The sequence below is a fragment of the Nesterenkonia halotolerans genome, assembly GCF_014874065.1.
GTDB lineage: Bacteria > Actinomycetota > Actinomycetes > Actinomycetales > Micrococcaceae > Nesterenkonia > Nesterenkonia halotolerans.
Map to the genome: position 1 here is coordinate 1,597,381 of NZ_JADBEE010000001.1, position 19,665 is coordinate 1,617,045.

The window sequence follows — 19,665 nt, forward strand, 5'->3', positions numbered from 1 at the left end:
GCACATTCGGCACCAAGAACACCCCAGGGAGCGGGCCATGCAAAACCGTTCAAGGAGACTTCGCGCGCTCCTCGCTGCGGGACTCGTGCTCGGCATAGGTGCCTCAACCACTCTGGCGGCCTGGAACGACAATGAATACGCGCAAGGCAGCATCACGGCGGCCAGCTTTGCTCTGGAAAGCAACGGCGGCGACAGCTCGGGCTTCAGCGCTACCACCACTGAAACGCCAAAGTCATTGGTCTACGACTCCAATAAGGACGCGATGTTTCCGGGACGGCACACCTACGCCCTGTTTCAAGTAAGAACAGCGGCAGGGTCAGTTCCCGGCAGCGTCCAGTTTCAGGGTGCCGCGCAGACCACCGGGGCGGCAGACCAGTACAGGTATGCCGTGCGCCATATCTCTGGCACGACCTGCAACGCCGATGTATTCAGTCAGTCGTCCGGCACTGGGGTCGTTCCAGCCTCTAGCCCGCTGGGCACATCCTCCACTACTTCACAGACCCTGGAGGCGAATGCCGGGAACACGGTGAACTACTGCCTCAGGCTTACCCTCCGAACTGACGCGCCGAACTCGGCTCAGGGAACGACGGTGAACCCCCTCTGGATCGTGCAGGGAACGAGCGTGAGCGGGTGACTGACATTCAGGGGCCGAGACTGTGACGGCGCGACTTAGATTCTGGCTGACCGAGACGCTGCTGTGGGTCGCGGCCGCTGCGGGACTGCTCGCCGTGTTGCTGGTGGGAGCCGCCTATTTCTTCAACATCTCCTTGATAATGTTCCGAACGGGCTCCATGGAACCCACCATCCCAACCGGTGCAGTTGCTGTGGTTCAGGAGGTCAAGGCGTCCAGCGTGGAGGTCGGTGACATCCTCACGATCGACCGCGCGGGGCAGCTCCCCGTGACGCACAGAGTCACCTCCGTTGCTCCTGGAGAATCTGCAACGACGCGGGTCGTGACCATGCGCGGCGACGCCAACGAATCGGATGACCCTTTCCCCTACGTCATCACGGAAGCCAGGAAGGTCTTGTGGTCAGTGCCGGGTTTGGCGAACACCATCAACCAGCTCGGCAATCCCTATGTTCTTGGCGGGGTCACCGTGGGGGTAGCGCTCCTAGTGGGATGGGCCTTCTGGCCGCAGAGCCCTCCCGCTGCTCCTCGTCACGCCCCCGCCTCCGCTGCACGTCGGCGCAGGCGCAGTCACTCAGGGGCACTTCTCCTCGTCGCCGCGACGGGAGCCACCGGCGCAACCCTGATGACGCCCATCCCGGCTTCCGCTACAAATAACTCGGGTGCTGTCGTCCGAGAGTCCGCGAGCAGTGAATACGTGAGTCTGCGTTCTGCGTACGTACCCGGGCAACGCATCAATATGCGACCAGGAGACAAGGCTCGGTGGGACATCGATGTTTCACTCACCCCACCTGAGACACTGAGAGGCCGCGCAGGGCTGAGCATGGCCGGGGATTTTCCGCTCCGGGTCACGATCACCTCCTGTGATCAAGCATGGTCCGACGGACCCACCTCCACATCCACCCCGGGGGAAGCGTGTCCAGGTGACGCCGAGGTGCTCCTGAAATCCGAAACTCTGGCTTCGACTGAGAAGGTGAACTGGTTGGACGAGTTCTCCTCCGCCGAGAACGTGTGGTTGCGAGTGGACACCACACTCCCGGTGGAGGAGACCGTGTCGGCCGATTCCACAGCGGTCGTCCGAGTCCATGCCGAGGTCGCCGGCGACGAGATCTCGATGAGCACAGGGGGCGACAGTGCATCTGGTGACGACTCCGCTGCCGCTGCTGCAGATCCGGAAGGTGGGCCAGGAAACTTGGCGCAAACCGGGGTCAACTACCTTGGTCTGTTGATCCTGGCGCTTGCTCTGATGGTGATTGGAAAGGTCATGCACTCGCGGCGCAACACCCACGGTCCGCAGGATGGCGGTGAATATTCATGAGGCGGTCTGGTTTTTCTGGTCATTCGCATCGAGACGAGACACTGGGCGGTGCGCGATGGCAACGCGGCCTCGCTGCAGCAGTGGTGTGTCTTGTGCTGGCCACCGGGCTGGGAAGCACCCAAGCTCCCAGGCTCACAGGTGACACCGAAGCCCTCTGGACCAGCTCACACACTCCCGAGGGGCGATTCAGGCCGGCACCGTTCCCCCACCCACCAACCTGACCTGCAGGGCGCCGCTGCTACAGGCACCGACGGTCTCATGGTCACACCCAGGGTCCGCTATCGCGCGCCAGGGTTACATTCTCGAGCTGCGCCCCCGTGGGGCGGCGCCCTCGACCGCCCCTACAGGTGTCTACGTGATCTCGGATCCGAACGCCACCAGCGTTCGTCTGACGACTGGTCTCCTCCAGACACTGGGAAATCTTCTAGCGGTCTCCAATCAATTCACCGCGACCGTCAGAACCGAGGCTGAAAGCGGCTGGAGTTCCGCGCCCTCCCAGGGTGTCAACATCAACCTGGCGCTGGGACTGGTCGCCAGCTGTGGTGGCAGCGCTTCCTGAGGAGCGCCCCCCATACGCGCGCGGGGAGAGCGGAGGGAGAGAACACCTAACTGCGTGGGACTTTGGTCGGACTCATTCTTGAAGCACCCTGCGTTAAGTTGGCGCCAGATGTTGGGGCCTGGCCTGTCTGTTTCTCCGCCAAAGTCACGTCCTCGTCCCTCTTGCTGACAGAGTTGCGGTCAGACAAGTCATGGGGCCCTCCCCCAGCGCGCCTTCCCGTCAACTGGCTGAGCTTCCTAGCCACACGTCTGTAGCTGCGGTCGCGGACAAAGATCGCATCCACCGCGATCATCGTCAGCGAGAACCAGGGCAGACCCATGAGCAGGCCGATCGCGATGTGGAACGACAAGATCCCTAGGAGCGCGATGATCTTCGTGTACTTGTTGAACAGCAGGAACGGGAACGCGATCTGGAACGTCAGTGACCCCCAGGTCATCAACACCACCAATGGCCCCCACGTGGTCAGCAAGTCCGAGAGCACTGGCCAGGTGCCGAACTGCGCGGTCTGCAGAGGGTCGTAGATCGCATACCCGTGGGCCCACGGATCTCCGCCGGCCTTATAGAGCCCCCCTGACACGTAGATGGCGCACACCTGAAACGCCAAGACGACGAGTGCGAGGTTGTGAGACGTCACCGGCACCCACCGGTACTTCTGCACGATAGGACGGGGCGCACGTTCGTTCCTGCGCCGTCGTCGCGAATCCAGGGACCAACGCATGGATGAGTTGGTGAAGAGCATCGCTAGCAGGAACATCCGGTAGGCGTTGTCGCCTTGGTCACCGGCAGCGTCATTCACTTCGATGAAGCTGATCCAGAAGATCAAGTAGAAGGGAAGGACTAGGCGAGTGCGCCAACCGAGCGCCACCACGATCGCGAGGCCGGCCAGAGCGAGGTAGAGCAGCGTGAATAACCAGGGAGTGGCGGCGACGTGGTGAAAGAGGGAGAAGATCCACATCTGCGGGAAGTCGCTGGTGGGTTGAGCGATCTCTCCATTCCACGCGGAACCAACGCCAAAGGTGTAATGCCGGGAGTTGAAGTTGGTCACCAACAGTCCGAGTCCAGTGAACCCGATGAGGATGCGAGTGACAGCGATCCCATAGGTCGACTTGTAACTTCCAGTCAGCGCTTCTTCGAGGCGGCTCAGCAGCGCCGTCGACCGTTTCATCACATACCGTGAGTTCTGTCGCAGGGCGAGTCCGAGCCCCACCGTTCCCGACCCTGCTTCTGTCCGTGAGTCCACCTGGGTTTCATTCGAGGTCTGGACTTCAGTCTTCGTCAACGACACACACCTCCTCGGGAGCGGAACAGAAGTAGTCGGCGAACGCCTCCTGGGACTGGTGTTCCTGAACGACCACCCCTCGCCATCCCACTGGGACAGGTTGGATATCAGGCCTCTGCGCACTCGGATCGTTCCTCTGACCCCATGGAACGACATCCTGGCGGGCCACCTGGAACTGGACGCGTGTCACATCCTCGCCCCAAACCGCCTGGGCGACCTGCGTGGCGTACGCGATCGTGTGCCACTCCTCCCGGAGATAGTCCTCGAGCTCTTCAGGCTCTTCCGAGTAATCCAGCAGCGCAGCTTCCAGCCTGTCTGACCAATCCCCGTCCTGGTAGTAGTTCAGTTCCACGACCGCCCGCTGGTCAGCATTGAGTCCGTGCCACTCTCCGCGCAGCGAGGACGCCTGTGCCACGGCTAGCTTCGCGGCCCGGGGCGGGAACGGTCGATACGTTGCGAGGGACTGTTCAACATCGGTGGCGCGAACCCAATCAGTCACCTCTTCCTCTCCGTCACTGTCCACAATCGCTCGGATGTCGAGGTAGTAGTCGCCGTTGATGGGTTCGGGGGCGAAGACACTCCAAGATTGGCCGAACATAGGGATCATGTAGTCGCTCAATGCGTTGCCGGGGACGACGTCACGCAGAGCGGAAGGAGGGGCAATCCAGAGAAAAGAGGCAAACAAGTGCCAACCAGTGAAGATGACGGCCGCGGTTACCGCCAATCGCTTGACGATCCTGCCCCGGGTTCTAGGCAGTCTGGGATTCATATCTTTTCCTTCTACAGGCTGGATTCAATGAGCAGGGGTCCGGGTGCTCACGCACCCGGACCCCGCAGAGTCCGCAGTCCCACCCAGCGGCGGGTACTGCCTGACCCGTGCCTACTCTGTGGAACTCATCCGATGACGCATGACGAGCGCTGTGCCCCCTGCGAGCAGCAGCAACACGCTGAGTCCGCTGAGGAGCCAGATACCTGCAGCTCCGGTACGAGCCAGGAACCCGTCATCGTCATCTGCCTCTGGAGACTCACCTGCGGTGGCGACTCCGTCGGTGACGGTGAGCACGGCGCTGTCGGCGATGTCACCATCCGAATCGTCGGCAGCGGTGACCGTGAACTCACCTGGATCAGTCCCCTCCGGCACCGTCCACGTCGCGACGAACTGACCGTTGTCATCGACCTCGACACCATCGATAGTGTCGACGACATTGCCGTCGGCATCTGTGACAGTGACCGTCACGGTCGAGCCGGGGACGAACCCACCACCGGAGATCTCTACCTCCGCACCGGGCTCCACTGAGTCCGGCTGCACGGCCACCGAGGGATCGGTGGTCCCGTCACCGTCACCATCAGCCGAGGCGTCAGAATCACCAGTGACGTCGGCGGCTGCCGCGGTTGATGCGTCAGCGTTGGCAGCAGCCTGGGCCGCCGCAGCCGCATCAGGATCACCCGCAGCCGTCGCATCAGCAGCAGCCTCGGAATCAGCATCCGCAGTCGCCGCCGCCTGAGCAGCAGCCTCCGACGCCGAATCAGCATCCGCCGAAGCAGCGCTGGAGGCGTCCTCATCCGAAGCCGACTCAGCAGCAGCCTGCGCCGCCGGGTCCGCATCAGCATCGGCAGCAGCCGAAGCATCCGCAGAGGCCGTGGTCTCAGCATCCGCATCCGCCGCGACCTGCGCAGCAGCCTGCGCCGCCGGATCAGCATCGGCGTCCGCATCAGCCGAAGCAGAAGCCGACGCCGAAGCATCAACATTCGCACCCGGATCAGCAGCACCATCAGCAGCAGCCGCCGCCGAAGCTTCCGAAGATGCGTCAGCGTTGGCAGCAGCCTGGGCCGCCGCAGCCGCATCAGGATCACCCGCAGCCGTCGCATCAGCAGCAGCCTCGGAATCAGCATCCGCAGTCGCCGCCGCCTGAGCAGCAGCCTCCGACGCCGAATCAGCATCCGCCGAAGCAGCGCTGGAGGCGTCCTCATCCGAAGCCGACTCAGCAGCAGCCTGCGCCGCCGGGTCCGCATCAGCATCGGCAGCAGCCGAAGCATCCGCAGAGGCCGTGGTCTCAGCATCCGCATCCGCCGCGACCTGCGCAGCAGCCTGCGCCGCCGGATCAGCATCGGCGTCCGCATCAGCCGAAGCAGAAGCCGACGCCGAAGCATCAACATTCGCACCCGGATCAGCAGCACCATCAGCAGCAGCCGCCGCCGAAGCTTCCGAAGATGCGTCAGCGTTGGCAGCAGCCTGGGCCGCCGCAGCCGCATCAGGATCACCCGCAGCCGTCGCATCAGCAGCAGCCTCGGAATCAGCATCCGCAGTCGCCGCCGCCTGAGCAGCAGCCTCCGACGCCGAATCAGCATCCGCCGAAGCAGCGCTGGAGGCGTCCTCATCCGAAGCCGACTCAGCAGCAGCCTGCGCCGCCGGGTCCGCATCAGCATCGGCAGCAGCCGAAGCATCCGCAGAGGCCGTGGTCTCAGCATCCGCATCCGCCGCGACCTGCGCAGCAGCCTGCGCCGCCGGATCAGCATTGGCGTCCGCATCAGCCGAAGCAGAAGCCGACGCCGAAGCATCAACATTCGCACCCGGATCAGCAGCTGCGTCGGCACCCGCATCCGGGCCACCGTCCGCCGCAACGTTGATAGTGGCTTCGGCCGGGGTCTCAGAGACCTCGCCCACAGCAGTCACGTCCACGTCACCAGTCGGGTAATCCCCCGGGATCGGAAGATCCACAGTGAACCCACCCTCAGCGTCCGTGGTGACCGTCTCCGTGATCGGATCATCACCCTCAGCCGCACCAGGGATGCTCACCGTCACCGACTCTTCAGCAGCGAAGCCCTCACCAACAACCCTGGTAGAACCACCCTGCACCGCGTCCGTCGCCCCAATCGAGGTCACGAACTCGTCGCCGTCATCATCAGCAGCGGTGACGTTGAACGTGGCCTCGGCCGGGGTCTCAGAGACCTCGCCCACAGCAGTCACGTCCACCTCACCGGTCGGGTAATCCCCCGGGATCGGAAGATCCACAGTGAACTCACCCTCAGCGTCCGTGGTGACCGTCTCCGTGATCGGATCATCACCCTCAGCCGCACCGGGGATGCTCACCGTGACCGACTCTTCAGCAGCGAAGCCCTCACCAACGACCGTGGTGGAACCACCCTGCACCGCGTCCGTCGCCCCAATCGAGGTCACGAACTCGTCGCCGTCATCGTCAGCAGCGGTGACGTTGAACGTGGCCTCGGCCGGGGTCTCAGAGACCTCGCCCACAGCAGTCACGTCCACCTCACCGGTCGGGTAATCCCCCGGGATCGGAAGATCCACAGTGAACTCACCCTCAGCGTCCGTGGTGACCGTCTCCGTGATCGGATCATCACCCTCAGCCGCACCGGGGATGCTCACCGTGACCGACTCTTCAGCAGCGAAGCCCTCACCAACGACCGTGGTGGAACCACCCTGCACCGCGTCCGTCGCCCCAATCGAGGTCACAAACACGTCACCGAGGGCTTGGGAGTACGCGGTCGAGGAGGCCAACCGGATCCCAGCCAGTCCTGTACCAGGAAGCACCTGAACTTCTACTGCTCGGACGGTATCGGATCCTTCTCCAAGGTCTCCCACGTCAGGTTGTACGTTGACGGTCACAGAAACAACGTTTTCGATGCCCTGCAGGACGGGAGTCAGTCCACTCAGCACCGGTTGGACGATGCCGTCGACTTGATTCCCAACCTCGTCTGTGGCTTCCAGCGCGGTGGAGACCGAGTCTCCGGCTGCGCCGACCACCGCGCCGAGTACCGGGTTGAGTAGGCCGGTCACCAGCTCCCCGATGCTACCCACTCCCAGTGCGTTCAGGATTGTTCCGATCGAGCCACCGAATGTAGGCGGAGCAATAGCCACCGTTGGCTGACCTGCATCCGTCGCGAACTGAAGCAACGTCCCTGAAACCGTCGCGCCCGTCGTCGTACTCGCGACGGAGCCCACCACCGGCAATTCGACATCTAGCTCCAGATCGAGCTCGACAGTCAAGATCGAGTTTTCGAGCGATTCGGTGAGCGCCGTTTCAAGCTGTCCCTGCACGTTAGTCAGCAGGGATGTCACCTCCGTGACGATCTCTCCGACCTGGCCGCTGGACAGGACAGGTGTGTTCGGGTCCAGACCATTGAGTGAACCGCCATTGATAGCCGCGAGGTCCACGTAGATCTGGCCTTCACCAAGGTCGATGACGACAGATCCATTATCGCTAGTGAGCTGTTGAGTCAGAACGCCTTCCGCGACGGCTTGTAGATCTGTGGTCACACTGATTTCAGTGCCCTCTACTCCAACATCAAGAAGTCCGCTAACGGGCTGGGTGATTTCTCCGATTCCATTGATGGCGCTCTGCAGCGTGCCGTCCGACCCAGCCAAGTTGTTCACAGTCGTATCGAGCTCGGCCACGACGCCGCTGTCTCCAGTCGCAGCGCTGACGAGTCCGTCCAACGCGGGCGCATCAATGCTCAGACGTGACCCTGCCAACGTGTAGCCAAGGTCGGTCCCTCCCTCGTTCGACGTCGCGGTCGTGGCGAGCGCTCCGAGTTGCAGGGAGAGATCGTCTACCAATCCTTCAGTACCCAGTCCCAGGCTCGACAAGGCCGACGTCAAGTCCACGGAGGCATACCCGAAGGTGTTTCCGGGGTTCACGCTTACCGACCCGTCGCTGCCTACGGCTCCTGACGTCGCGTACGACTCGGTCGGTGCAGACGACTGAGAGTATGAGTTCAACAGCCCAGCTTCAACGGCGCCACTGAGACCCAACGGCACCGAGATGCCGCCGAGGTTCAGATTGACTAGCTGCTCGAGGGCAGCGGCATCGATATCTGCGGAGTCGGGCCCCTCGTTGCCAGGAAAGAACGTCTCGGCTGAAAATGCATCCGCAACGTCTAGCCCAAGCGTGTCCGCGTTTACCAACTCTGCAAGACCGCCACTTCGATGCTCCACCGCAGATGCCGGAGCCGCCCCAGCGATGGTCAGCCCGGAGGCCAGCACGAAGCTGGATGCGAAGGCGGTCCAGCGTCTCCAACGAGGATGCTGCCCTGGAGGCCTCGGCCTCGACTCTTTTGTTACTGATTCCCTCATTACGGGGTCCCCTCATAGGTAGGTTCTCCCGCCCCGTATGCACGCCCCCTGCGTGCCGCACGTGACCTGTTGCGCCACTTGCCGTCCATGGACGGAGCGAGTGAATGCGGTCTACATATATCCGTTTTGTTCAACAACGTGACTTGAGCCACGATCGGACATAACAATGCAACCGCAGACTTTCAGGTCACGTCAAGGTCACGAACAGGGCGATTTTGATTGAACGAATCGGTCACAGCGAGAGTACGCGCGAAGCATTTTGATGCTTACAGCCAGGGCCTAGTCTTCGAAAAACTTTTGGAAGGGCAAAAACACCTGTTGATCATTTTCTTCGCCCGTGCTTTGGAGTGGCTCGAAGCAGACACAAAAAAGCCGGGCGTGCGGATCGTTGATCCGTACGCCCGGCTCGTCGCGCGGTGCTAGGCCGCCTGCATCAGTCCTCGATCAGATCGTGGATAGCGATCACCTGGTCGCGCCCGGGGCCCACGCCGACGCCGGAGATGCGGCAGCCGCTGAGCTTCTCCAGGGCCAGCACGTAGTTCCGTGCATTGACCGGCAGGTCGTCCAGGGTGCGTGCACCGGAGATGTCCTCGGTCCAACCTGGGTAGTTCTCGAAGACCGGCTTCGCGTGGTGGAACTCGGTCTGCGTCATCGGCATCTCGTCGTGGCGCACGCCGTCGATCTCGTAGGCCACGCACACGGGAATCTGCTCGATTCCGGTGAGCACGTCGAGCTTGGTCAGGAAGAAGTCGGTGAAGCCGTTGATGCGGGAGGCATAGCGGGCCATCACGGCGTCGTACCAGCCGCAGCGGCGTGGCCGGCCGGTGTTGACCCCGAACTCCCCGCCGGTCTTCTGCAGGTATTCACCCCACTCATCGAAGAGTTCGGTCGGGAACGGCCCCGCACCCACGCGGGTGGTGTAGGCCTTCACGATGCCGATGGAGCGCTTGATGCGTGTAGGCCCAATGCCGGAGCCGACCGACGCCCCGCCCGCGGTGGGGTTCGACGAGGTCACGAACGGGTAGGTGCCGTGGTCGACGTCGAGGTAGGTCGCCTGGCCGCCCTCCATCAGCACCACGTCCCCACGGTCCAGCGCGTCATTGAGCAGGATCGTGGTGTCCACGACCATGGGCCGCAGCCGTTCGGCGAAGTCCAGGAAGTACTCGGCGATCTCGTCCACGGCGATCGCACGACGGTTGTAGAGCTTGACCAGCAGCTCGTTCTTCTGGCGCAGTGCGCCTTCAATCTTCTGGCGCAGAATCGACTCATCGAAGATGTCCTGCACGCGGATGCCCAGACGGGCCACCTTGTCCATGTAGGTCGGGCCGATGCCCCGCCCGGTGGTGCCGATGGCGCGCTTGCCGAGGAAGCGTTCGGCCACTTTGTCCATCGTCTGGTGATACGGAGCCACCAGGTGGGCGTTGGCCGAGATCTTCAGCCTGGAGGTGTCCGCGCCTCGAGCTTCGAGTCCGTCGATCTCATGGAACAGTGCCTCGAGGTTGACCACGACCCCGTTGCCGATGACCGGCACGGCGTTCGGGGAGAGGATGCCAGCAGGAAGGAGCTTGAGCTCGAACTTCTCGCCGCCGACGACCACGGTGTGGCCGGCGTTGTTGCCACCGTTGGGCTTCACCACATAGTCGACTCGTGAACCGAGCAGGTCTGTAGCCTTGCCCTTACCTTCGTCGCCCCACTGGGCTCCGACGATCACAATGGCTGGCATGGCAGTCCTTTCCCGGGCTGAGCTGGTCTGGGAGCTCGCGCGACGGCGAAGGCATCCCGGGAGATTCTATCAACGCGGTTCAACCCGGACCCTGCGGGCCGTCATCTGACTAGCCGAGCCGTCCGCCCGAAGCTTCCAGATAACAGCCGGCACAGAGGGACTCGTACCAGATGTCGGTCCCGTCGATCGCTACCTGATCTCCGTCGAAGATGATGGCCTCACCGGCACGGCGGGTGTTGAACACCGCCTTGCGGCCGCAGCGGCAGATGGTCTTGAGCTCCTCCAGCGCATGCGCGAGGTCCATAAGCCGCGCGGAGCCGGGGAACGCCGTGGTGCGAAAGTCCGTGCGGATTCCATAGGCGAGCACCGGGACGTCGTCGAGGACCGCGATGCGCAGCAGGTCCTCGACCTGCTCGGGCGCGAGGAACTGGGCCTCATCGACCAGCAGGCAGGCCACGGGCTTGATCTGCCGGTTCAGTGCGCCCGATTCGGCTTCCATGTCATCCAGCAGGGTCCCAGGCGTGGTGCCGTGCGCATGCTGCGCGACGAGTTCGCGCAGGGGCGCCCCCGGGGGGATAAGAAAATCCACATTGCGGGTCACCCCGAGGCGGGAGACGATCTCATCCTCACCCTTGGTGTCCACCTGAGGCTTGGCCAGAAGCACGCGCTGGCCGCGCTCCTCGTAGTTGAACGCGGCCTGCAGCAGGCCGGTGGACTTCCCCGAGTTCATGGCGCCGTAGCGGAAATAGAGCTTAGCCATGGTGAGACCACCCTCCCAGCGTGCGTGTCAGTGAAGGTCTGCGCAGACCGCCGAACGCGGTCGCAGGTCTGCGCGGGCAGTCTGGATTCAGCGCAGGCGGGCGATCGCTTCAGGGGCCGAAGGATCGCAGTCCCGCAAGAGCTGAGAGATCCGCTCCACCTCGGCGGTCTCTCCGATCGCGGCCGCGGCCTGGCCCAGCGCTCCGAGCGCACGGAGGAAACCGCGGTTGGGCTCATGGCTCCATGGGACGGGGCCGGCACCGCGCCAGCCGGCACCACGCAGGGCGTCGAGGCCGCGGTGGTACCCCACACGGGCGTACGCGTAGCCCTCCACGGTGTAGCCCTGATCCAGCGCATCCTCGGCGAGCAGCGCCCAGACCTGTGAGGACTCCGGGTGCTTCGCCGCCAGGTCAACAGGCTCTTCACCGGCGACCAGCGATTCAGAGACTTCGGGTTCAGCCGGAAGCAGCGTGGGCTCCGGTTCCATCAAATTGTGACCGACGATGCTCATGGAACCATCCTACTGCCAAGCGTTCACCAGGGACCGCCGCTGATCTCGCTCGAAGGCCAGGCTGAGGAACCCTCCACCTTGGGCGACCCACACCTACAGTCCGGCAGCCGCCCGGTTCTCCTTGGGAGCAGGATCATTCTGCACCCGGGGACCATCCTCCGGGCCCGGACCTGGTGCGTCGTCGTCCTCCTGCGGCTCCCCGCCGTCACTGCGGGCGTCACCGCCATGGATGACCCGGTGCCGGATGAATGCTGAGATCTGATCGACGAGCATGGTCACCACGATGATGACCACCAGGACGATGCCGATGCGGTCCCATTCGCGGGCGCCGAACACTGTGGAGAGCAGGGAACCGATGCCACCGGCTCCCAGGACACCGAGAATGGCCGAGGCGCGGATGTTGACCTCGAAGCGGTACAGCCAGATCGCGATGATCTCGGGCATGACCTGCGGCAGCACCGCCCAGCGGATCATCTGCATCTGGTTGCTGCCCGAGGCGCGGGAGGACTCCAAGGGACCTCCATCCACCGCCTCGATGGCCTCGGAGATGAGCTTGGAGAGGGTGCCGATGGAGCTGACGCCCAGCGCCATGGCGCCGGCGAGGGCGCCGCCGCCGCCGGAGCCGAAGCCGAAGAGCGGCAGCATGATCGCGATGGCGAAGATGATCTCCGGCACCGCGCGGATGACCGAGAGGACGAAGCGCACCACGATGTACACCGGCAGCGGGGACATGTTGCGGGCGGCCAGGAAGCCCATGGGCAGGGAGAACAGCGCGCCGACCATGGTGCCGACCCAGGCGATGGCCACGGATTCGAACATCGCGTCGAAGGACTGCGTCCAGTACCCGGCCACCGTCTCATCCGGGAACTGGAAGACACCCGCAGCCATGAGCTGGCCGTACTGGATGATGCTGGCCGGAAGATTCAGCAGCGCACCGAAGTCCATGCCGGCGCCGTAAACGGCGGCGATGAAGATGATGCCCACAGCGAGCATGCCGAGGTTGTAGCGAAGCTTGGACGGGCGCACCGGACGGCGGTCCAGCGCGTCTTCAGCGAAGCGGGGTTCCGCCTGCGAGGTGCTCCCCGGGCCGGCGTTGAGGCGTGTATTGCTCACAGCAGCTTCCTCCGGATGTACATGGAGAACATGTCCACCAGCAGGACCACCACGACCAGGGCGATCAGGATGGCGGCGACGTTCTCGAATTGGAAGCGGTTCAGCTGCAACATCATGGCCGAGCCGATGCCACCCACACCGACGATGCCCAGGGCGGCAGAGGCGCGGATGTTCAGCTCAAAGACGTAGAGGCCGTAGGAGACGAAGCCGGGCAGCACCTGGGGAAGGATCGCGAGCCGGTTGCGCTGGGTCAGGTTCGCCCCCGAGGCATCGGCTGCTTCCACGGGACCCGGATTCACGGCGTCGATGGTCTCGCTCGTCAGCTTGGCCACGATCCCGATGTTGAACATCAGCAGCGCCAGGATGCCTGCCATGGGGCCGAGCCCGTGGGCGGTGCCGCCGATGAAGGCGACGAAGAGCAGCGCCCAGCCGACATCGGGGATGGAGCGGATGACCGAGTTCGCGGCCTTGATCGCCTGTGAGGTCCCCTTATTGGGGCTAGAGACGGGCGAGGCGTACATGGCCAGGACGAGTCCGATGGCGCAGCCGATCAGCGTGGCCACCACCGCCATGGAGATCGTGATCAGCCACTGGTCCCGGACGGTCCAGATATAGCTCCAGTTGGGGTCCAGGAACGCCATGAGGCGAGGCTCCACGTTGGACCAGCGCTCGGGGATCTCGAGCAGCGTGAAGCCGACGGTGGCACCGGCCCAGTAGCTCATGATGATGAAGGCGAGCGTTCCGAAGGCCGCCATCGTGCCGATCCTGGCCTTGAAGCAGACCGCGAGCGCCACCAGCATCACAAGCAGACCGATGACCGGGTTCAACGGGGCCCATAGCGTCACGAAGCCCAGTGGGATGAGCAGGACATCTCCGGACTCCTGAATGGCCCAGAAGACGATGAAGGCGAGCAGCGCGAGCCCGGCAAGGCCCAGGTAGACCAGGCCGCTGGGCCGCGGGGGCTCCGGCCGAACCGTGGTCGAAGCCTGCGGGGCGGGGCGGCGCTCCGCGGTGGAAGTGGTGACCACGCGTTACTCCTGGGTCGCTTCAGCGGTGACGATGTCCTCCGCGGTCAGCGAGCGCTGGTAGACCTCTTCGATGACCTCGTCTGTGGCTTCTTCCACGGGTCCGTCAAAGACCACCTCACCGGCACGCATGCCGATCACGCGATCGGCGTAGCTGCGCGCGAGATCCAGGTGGTGCATGTTCACGATGGTGGTGATGCCCAGTTCCTGCTGGATGCGGCGCAGGTCGCGCATCACCTTGTGCGCGGTGGGCGGGTCCAGGGAGGCGACCGGCTCGTCGGCGAGGATCACCTCGGGGTCCTGAGCGAGCACGCGGGCGATGGCCACGCGCTGCTGCTGGCCGCCGGAGAGCGAGGCGGCGCGCATATAGGCCTTGTCCACGATCCCGACGCGTTCCAGCGACTGGAAGGCGAGCTCCTTGTCCTCCGCGCGGTACCAGCCGAGCAGCGAGCGCCAGGTGGGGGTCTCCGCGGAGCGTCCGACCAGCACGTTGTTCAGCACGGAGACGCGGGTGACCAGGTTGAAGGACTGGAAGATCATCCCCACGCGAGACCGGAGCCGGCGCAGCTTCGCCTTGCTGCGCGGATCGACGACGACGTCGCCCACGGTCAGCGTGCCCGAGGTGAAGGGCACCAGCCCGTTCACCGTCCGGATCAGCGTGGACTTGCCCGCCCCGGAGAGCCCGACGATGGCCACGAACTCGCCCTTGTTGATCTGCAGATTGACGTTGCTCAGCCCCTTGAAACCATTGGGGTAGACGACGTCGATGTTCTCGAAAGTGATCATGGTCTGGTGTCCTAGCCGAGTCCGGGTGCGAAGCTCACGCTTCAAGCGTAAGAGCTTCGCACCCGGACCGCGGACTGATGGAGGACTGTTTCCTCTCAGAAGGGGTTGCTAGAGCTCACTCATCGCCGAAGTCGTTGTAGACCTGGCGTGCGCCGTCGAGCGCCTCCTGATCAGCTTCAACCATGCCCTCGATCTCGTAGACCTCGTCCAGAGCTGCCAGGCCATCTTCGTCCTCTGCCACGGCGAGCCAGGCATCGGTCAGGACCTGCTGCTCTTCTTCGGTGAACTCGTTCGAGACGACGATGCCGTCGTTCGGGATCGGTCCGGCCCAGGCGAAGACGACGACTTCTTCTCCCACATCGGGGTTCTCTGCGACGACGTTCTCGCGAGCGTCGTCGAAGGAGGTGCCGATGGTGGCGCTGCCGTTGTAGACGTTGATCACGGAGTTGTCGTGGCTGCCGGCGAACTGCTCGTCGATGTCACCCTCGCCCGGGGCGAAGCCCAGCAGATCGTTGAGCTGGGTGGCCGGGTAGTAGTAGCCCGAGGCTGAGCCCTGGTCCACGTAGGAGACCGTGGTGCCCTCTTCGATCTGCTCCAGCGCCTCGGTGCCGACGGCACCTGGCTCGGCCTCATCGGTGCCGTTGCAGAAGAGCATGGTGTTGCCCTCGTCGTCGGGAACGTCGACGGGTTCGTCCATGCAGTAGGTGTCCGGGTCGTTGGTGAACCACTGGGTCACGTAGACCTCTGAGCCGTAGCGCACCGACTGAGTGATCGGCACCGCGTCAGCCTGCTCCTCAGCCTGGATCATGCCCACAGGACCGGACATGACGACCTGAGCGTCACCGGTCTGCATGGCGGTGATGGCGCCGAGGTAGTCCTGGGTCTCCTCTGCGCGGACCGGGAATCCGTCGAGGGCGTCGCTGAGCGCCTCGGCCAGCGGCTCGGCGCTCTCGACGATGTTGTCGACGTCATTGGAGGGGACCAGTGCAATCACGATCTCGTCGACGCTGGAGATCGCCGCCTCGGAGTCGGTGGTCTCTTCGGCATCGTCGCCGCCGCCGGTCTCTCCCTCATCAGCGACACAGCCGGAGAGGGCGAGCGTCAGCACGCCCGCCAGGGCGAACGTGGACTTGGTCTTCATACGCATATGGAGTTTCCTCTTCATCAAGATGCAAGGGCGACACCGGTCCGGCCCACCGTAGAACTCTCAGTGCTGCGGTACTCGGCGAGTCACGCCCCAGGTCAGCGCAGTGACGACGCTGACGACGGGCGATTCTGGATTCACTCTAAGGGCCACCTCAGGCCCCCTCCAACCTGCGACGGGGCTGTTCGACAACCCGTCACACACTGTTAACACACGGTTATCAGCGCTGTGACGCAGATTACACCCTTGCTGCGCTATCGGACCAGGTCAGGATCGCCTGGGCGGCGCCGTCGAAGCCCTCCACGCGGTGATCGGGCTCCCCCAGCCCCGTGTGGAAGCGGTCGATCAGGACCGTGCCTCCCCCGAGGGACGCGACATGTTCGAGGTCATTGCGCCAGATGTCCCCCACTGAGAGGACCTCGTGGGGGTGGATCGGCTGCCCGGGCGAGGCTGCCGATCCGGTTCCGGCGGCGGTCCCGGCGGCCCCGACGGCGCGGGCTCGCTCCAGCGCCTCCGGCATGCCGAAGGGCTTGCGCGCATCATTGATGACCAGATCGAAGGCCTCAGTCAGCCCGAGCGCCTCCAGCCAGGGCGCGAAGACCTCGGCCGGCGAGTTCGTCACCAGCACGACGACGGCGCACTCAGCGATCTTCGCCACCAGTTCCTTCGCCCCGGAGGGTGCATGGACATCGGCCTGCTCGAGCCCATGAGCCAGCAGATCCCTGCGTGCCGCACGGAAGCACTCTCCGGACTCGGCGTCGGTGAGCCCCGCCTGCCGGGCGAGCAGCTGGACGAGCTGATAGCCGTCCTGCAGCGGCCAGGAGACGGGGTGCGCCTTGGCGTCGTCGTGGGTGGGTTCGGTGCCCACGGTGAGCGGGGTTCCTGCCGCGTCGTACTGGATCTCGGCGGCGAGCAGGGTGTTCGCCGCGAAGGCGCGGGTCACGATCCCACGGACTGTGGTGCCCTCGAAGTGCCCTGCCAGATTCCGGGCCGCCAGCTGAGCGTCCACCTGGTCGGCGTAGAAGAGCACCGGGTCATCACCCAGGCACAGCGTGCCGTCGAAATCGAGCAGGAGCAGCTTCTCACGCGTCATGGGGGTCGCTTTCTCGCGGGGTCAGCCTGTTACTTGCGGGCCTTCTTGGACTTCTTCGACTTGCCCAGGTCGACCAGTGCGATGGCGATCGCGGCGAGCCAGGCATCCTTGGCGATCGGTGTGCCGTCCTGCGTGGGGCGAATGCCGTCGTCCTGGGTCATTCCGTCGTTGCGGAAGTACATGCTGAGCATGCCGCTGGCGAAGGTGCCCAGCGCCACGCCGGCCACCCGGTTGCTCACGAACGGCGCCAGGAGCGCGGTGCCGAGGGTGATCTCACCCCAGGCCAGAGCCTTGCCGAACTGCTCGGGGGAAAGCTGCTTGACGGCAGGGACGCCGGTGGCGGCCATTCCCTGCATGCCGGCGTACGTCTCGGCGTCGAGCTTCAGCTTGCCGATGCCGGCATTGAGGATGAAGGCGCCGGGCACGGCGCGCAGTGCGATTGAGGACAGGTTCATGAGGTTCTCCGAGCTGTGGTGGACGTGCGGCCGTCCGAGGGGTCGGCCGCGGAACAAGATTTCCCAAGGCTCAACCCTACCGAGACCCGCTCCATTCCCCGGGGAGGGACTGTTGGTAGGGGTGCGTGGTTGAGCCCCCGCCCCTCCTGGAAAAAATCGTAGAGCTGTAGCGAATCGTAGAGCTATAGCTCTACGACAGGCGCATAGCTCTACGATTTTTTCCCGGGGCGGCTCACCAGGCGGCGATGAGCTGCTGCGCCGTCGTTCGAGCCTGACTGACCGGATTCACCGGTGCGCCACGCAGCAGGCTGGAGAGCACCCCGTTATAGAGGAGCAGGAACATCGATGCGCCCGCGTCGGGGTCGGGGCATCCTGCTTCCACCGTGAACTGACGCAGTCGCCGGGTCACCAGCTCCGTGTCCTGGTGAATGAGTTCGAAGACCGGGTCCTCGCTGTCCGGCTTGGGGGCTGGACGCTCGGAAGCTGTCGCCAGGAAACAGCACCACTGAGTTGCACCCGCGGAGGCCCGGAAGGTGTCGATGGCGTCGAAGATCGAGAGCAGCCGCGACTGGGGCGAGTCCGCCGCCGTGACGGCTGCGTCCCAGTGTTCGGTCCACTCGGTGAGCCTGCGGTCGAGAACCTCGCGGAGCAGGTTGTCCTTGGATCCGAAGTGCTTATAGAGCGTCACGATGGAGACGCCGGCGCCGGCCGCGACCCGGTCCACGCCGGTGATGCTGATGCCCTCTTGGAAGAAGAGGTTCTCTGCAGCGTCGAGCACACGGTCTCTGGTGCGTTGTGGATCTGGCATGAAACTAGTATAACGTTCGTTACAGTGAAACGTTCGTTATACCCCAGACGCCATCTTTCGGAGGCTGCTCATGCTCGACACCCCAGGAACCCAGGCATCCCCCATCGGCGCCGCCAGGACGACCCCGGCCACAGAGAGCGCGAATCCACCCGCAAGCAGCTCGGGGCTGGGAATCGCTGTGGCGGGGATGCTCTTGATCGCCGCGACCTACGGCATGGCACGCTTCGGCGTCGGGCTCTTCGCCCCGAGGCTGGCTGCCGAGCGCCCCGAACTGATCGAGGTCCTCGGCTGGGCGGCAGCAGCCCAGTTCATCGCCTACTCGGTGGCAGCTGTGATCGCCGGACGATTGGCGGACCGACGACCGCGAACGGGGCTGGTCCTCGCAGGGTCCACCGCGACCCTCGGGTCACTCGGAGTGGCCGTCGCCTCGGAGCCGCTGTTCTTCATCGCCTCTGTGGTCATCGCAGGGATGGGCGGGGGCTTCGCCTCCCCGGCCCTGGTGCCGGTGATCGACGCAATGGTCGCTCTCCGTGCGAGATCCACTGCTCAATCCATGGTGAACACCGGGACCGGAGTGGGAGTGATCGGGGCAGGTCTGGTGGCGTTTATCGCACCGTCAGTGGGAATGGCATGGGTGGTGATGGCGGGCCTGGCGGGAGCCGCTGCCGCGTCGGTGCTGCTTCCACTGCGCGGGCGTACCGAGCTGAGCTCGCCTCGCCGCGAGCCCGCCACGTCGTCGACATCCTGGGGTGCTGATTCCGGGGCGGGCGCGAGCCTGAACCCCTCCCCCGAGGTCAGAGCCCACGCGTGGCGGCAGATGCTGCTCCCAGGCAGCGCCGCCGTCGTCGTCGGGTCAGGGTCTGCGCTGCTCTGGACCTTCGGACCGCTGTTGGTCACGGATTCGGGCGCGGTCGCTGCGGATCAGGTCGGCTGGCTCTGGATCGTCCTGGGGGCGGGCGGACTGTTGGGCACGCTCACCGGGGTGCTCGTGACCCGGGTGGGCGAACCTGTCGGGTGGAGCATCACAGCCGGCGTGCTCGCGACTGCCAGCGGGGTCCTGGCCTGGGCGCTGCTCGGAGATCACGCTGCTCTCGCCTACGCCAGCATGGCCATCTTCGGTGCGGGGTACATGGCGCTGACCGGGGTGTTGATCCTGTGGGCGCGGCGTCTCTGGCCGGATCACGCGGGGGCGGGAACCTCCGTGCTGTTCATCGCCGTGGCGACGGGACAGGCGGTGGGCGCGGCTGGGTTCGGGCTGCTCCAGGACACCTGGAGTCCGACGGCGATGGCCGTGCTGGCAGCGAGCCTCTGCCTGGCCGGCGGCGCGATGGCTACGATCGGGGGATGGAATCGCCGCGCAGGGAGCTGATCA

16 protein-coding genes and 1 pseudogene are annotated in these 19,665 nt (G+C 64.5%); 3 read left to right on the forward strand and 14 right to left on the reverse strand.

The window, feature by feature from the left end:
* The first annotated feature begins 37 nt into the window (after positions 1 to 37).
* Entirely contained in the window at positions 38 to 634 is a 597-nt protein-coding gene (locus H4W26_RS07315; RefSeq protein WP_192591427.1) for a SipW-dependent-type signal peptide-containing protein, read from the forward strand.
* Between the two features lie 22 nt (positions 635 to 656).
* Complete coding sequence (locus tag H4W26_RS07320) at positions 657 to 1,946, forward strand: S24/S26 family peptidase (protein WP_192591428.1); 1,290 nt, start codon at positions 657 to 659, stop codon at positions 1,944 to 1,946.
* A 605-nt stretch (positions 1,947 to 2,551) separates the two neighbouring features.
* On the opposite strand, the gene H4W26_RS07325 is transcribed toward H4W26_RS07320, so the two are convergent.
* From H4W26_RS07325 to H4W26_RS07385, 14 genes and pseudogenes are all read right to left on the reverse strand, one after another.
* Positions 2,552 to 3,784 carry an HTTM domain-containing protein gene (locus H4W26_RS07325; RefSeq protein WP_225939630.1) on the reverse strand — a complete coding sequence of 411 codons (1,233 nt, stop codon included), beginning with the start codon at positions 3,782 to 3,784 and terminating at the stop codon, positions 2,552 to 2,554.
* Entirely contained in the window at positions 3,771 to 4,553 is a 783-nt protein-coding gene (locus H4W26_RS07330) for a DUF5819 family protein (RefSeq protein WP_192591429.1), read from the reverse strand. Before H4W26_RS07330 ends, H4W26_RS07325 begins: the two co-directional genes overlap by 14 nt.
* A gap of 111 nt (positions 4,554 to 4,664) precedes the next feature.
* Positions 4,665 to 7,580: a hypothetical protein gene (locus tag H4W26_RS07335; protein ID WP_264080822.1), complete on the reverse strand. Its 2,916-nt coding sequence runs from the start codon at positions 7,578 to 7,580 to the stop codon at positions 4,665 to 4,667.
* 330 nt (positions 7,581 to 7,910) lie between these two features.
* Positions 7,911 to 8,876, reverse strand: a pseudogene (locus tag H4W26_RS14140) (choice-of-anchor G family protein); the annotation flags it as partial.
* A gap of 433 nt (positions 8,877 to 9,309) precedes the next feature.
* Positions 9,310 to 10,599: an adenylosuccinate synthase gene (locus tag H4W26_RS07340; protein ID WP_192591431.1), complete on the reverse strand. Its 1,290-nt coding sequence runs from the start codon at positions 10,597 to 10,599 to the stop codon at positions 9,310 to 9,312.
* Positions 10,600 to 10,708: 109 nt separating this feature from the next.
* A complete protein-coding gene (locus H4W26_RS07345; protein ID WP_192591432.1) occupies positions 10,709 to 11,359 on the reverse strand; it encodes a thymidine kinase in 651 nt (216 codons plus the stop codon).
* Between the two features lie 87 nt (positions 11,360 to 11,446).
* Positions 11,447 to 11,869: a DUF3151 domain-containing protein gene (locus tag H4W26_RS07350; protein ID WP_192591433.1), complete on the reverse strand. Its 423-nt coding sequence runs from the start codon at positions 11,867 to 11,869 to the stop codon at positions 11,447 to 11,449.
* 93 nt (positions 11,870 to 11,962) lie between these two features.
* Positions 11,963 to 12,982, reverse strand: coding sequence for a phosphonate ABC transporter, permease protein PhnE (gene phnE, locus H4W26_RS07355; RefSeq protein WP_318779799.1), 1,020 nt, complete (start codon positions 12,980 to 12,982; stop codon positions 11,963 to 11,965).
* Positions 12,979 to 14,010, reverse strand: a complete 1,032-nt coding sequence (gene phnE / locus H4W26_RS07360; RefSeq protein ID WP_192591434.1) for a phosphonate ABC transporter, permease protein PhnE — start codon at positions 14,008 to 14,010, stop codon at positions 12,979 to 12,981. The genes phnE (H4W26_RS07355) and phnE (H4W26_RS07360) overlap by 4 nt, the downstream gene beginning before the upstream one ends.
* A 3-nt stretch (positions 14,011 to 14,013) precedes the next feature.
* On the reverse strand, positions 14,014 to 14,793 hold the full coding sequence (gene phnC / locus H4W26_RS07365; RefSeq protein ID WP_192591435.1) for a phosphonate ABC transporter ATP-binding protein: 780 nt from the start codon (positions 14,791 to 14,793) through the stop codon (positions 14,014 to 14,016).
* A gap of 115 nt (positions 14,794 to 14,908) precedes the next feature.
* Positions 14,909 to 15,940, reverse strand: coding sequence for a phosphate/phosphite/phosphonate ABC transporter substrate-binding protein (gene phnD, locus H4W26_RS07370; RefSeq protein ID WP_192591436.1), 1,032 nt, complete (start codon positions 15,938 to 15,940; stop codon positions 14,909 to 14,911).
* Between the two features lie 235 nt (positions 15,941 to 16,175).
* On the reverse strand, positions 16,176 to 17,030 hold the full coding sequence (locus H4W26_RS07375) for an HAD family hydrolase (protein WP_192591437.1): 855 nt from the start codon (positions 17,028 to 17,030) through the stop codon (positions 16,176 to 16,178).
* Positions 17,031 to 17,059: 29 nt separating this feature from the next.
* On the reverse strand, positions 17,060 to 17,485 hold the full coding sequence (locus H4W26_RS07380) for a hypothetical protein (protein WP_192591438.1): 426 nt from the start codon (positions 17,483 to 17,485) through the stop codon (positions 17,060 to 17,062).
* Between the two features lie 232 nt (positions 17,486 to 17,717).
* Positions 17,718 to 18,293 (reverse strand): TetR/AcrR family transcriptional regulator, encoded by a 576-nt coding sequence (locus H4W26_RS07385; protein ID WP_192591439.1) that lies wholly within the window; start codon positions 18,291 to 18,293, stop codon positions 17,718 to 17,720.
* A gap of 70 nt (positions 18,294 to 18,363) precedes the next feature.
* Here H4W26_RS07385 and H4W26_RS07390 point away from each other — a divergent pair, with 70 nt between their 5' ends.
* A complete protein-coding gene (locus H4W26_RS07390; RefSeq protein WP_192591440.1) occupies positions 18,364 to 19,662 on the forward strand; it encodes an MFS transporter in 1,299 nt (432 codons plus the stop codon).
* Positions 19,663 to 19,665: the final 3 nt, after the last annotated feature.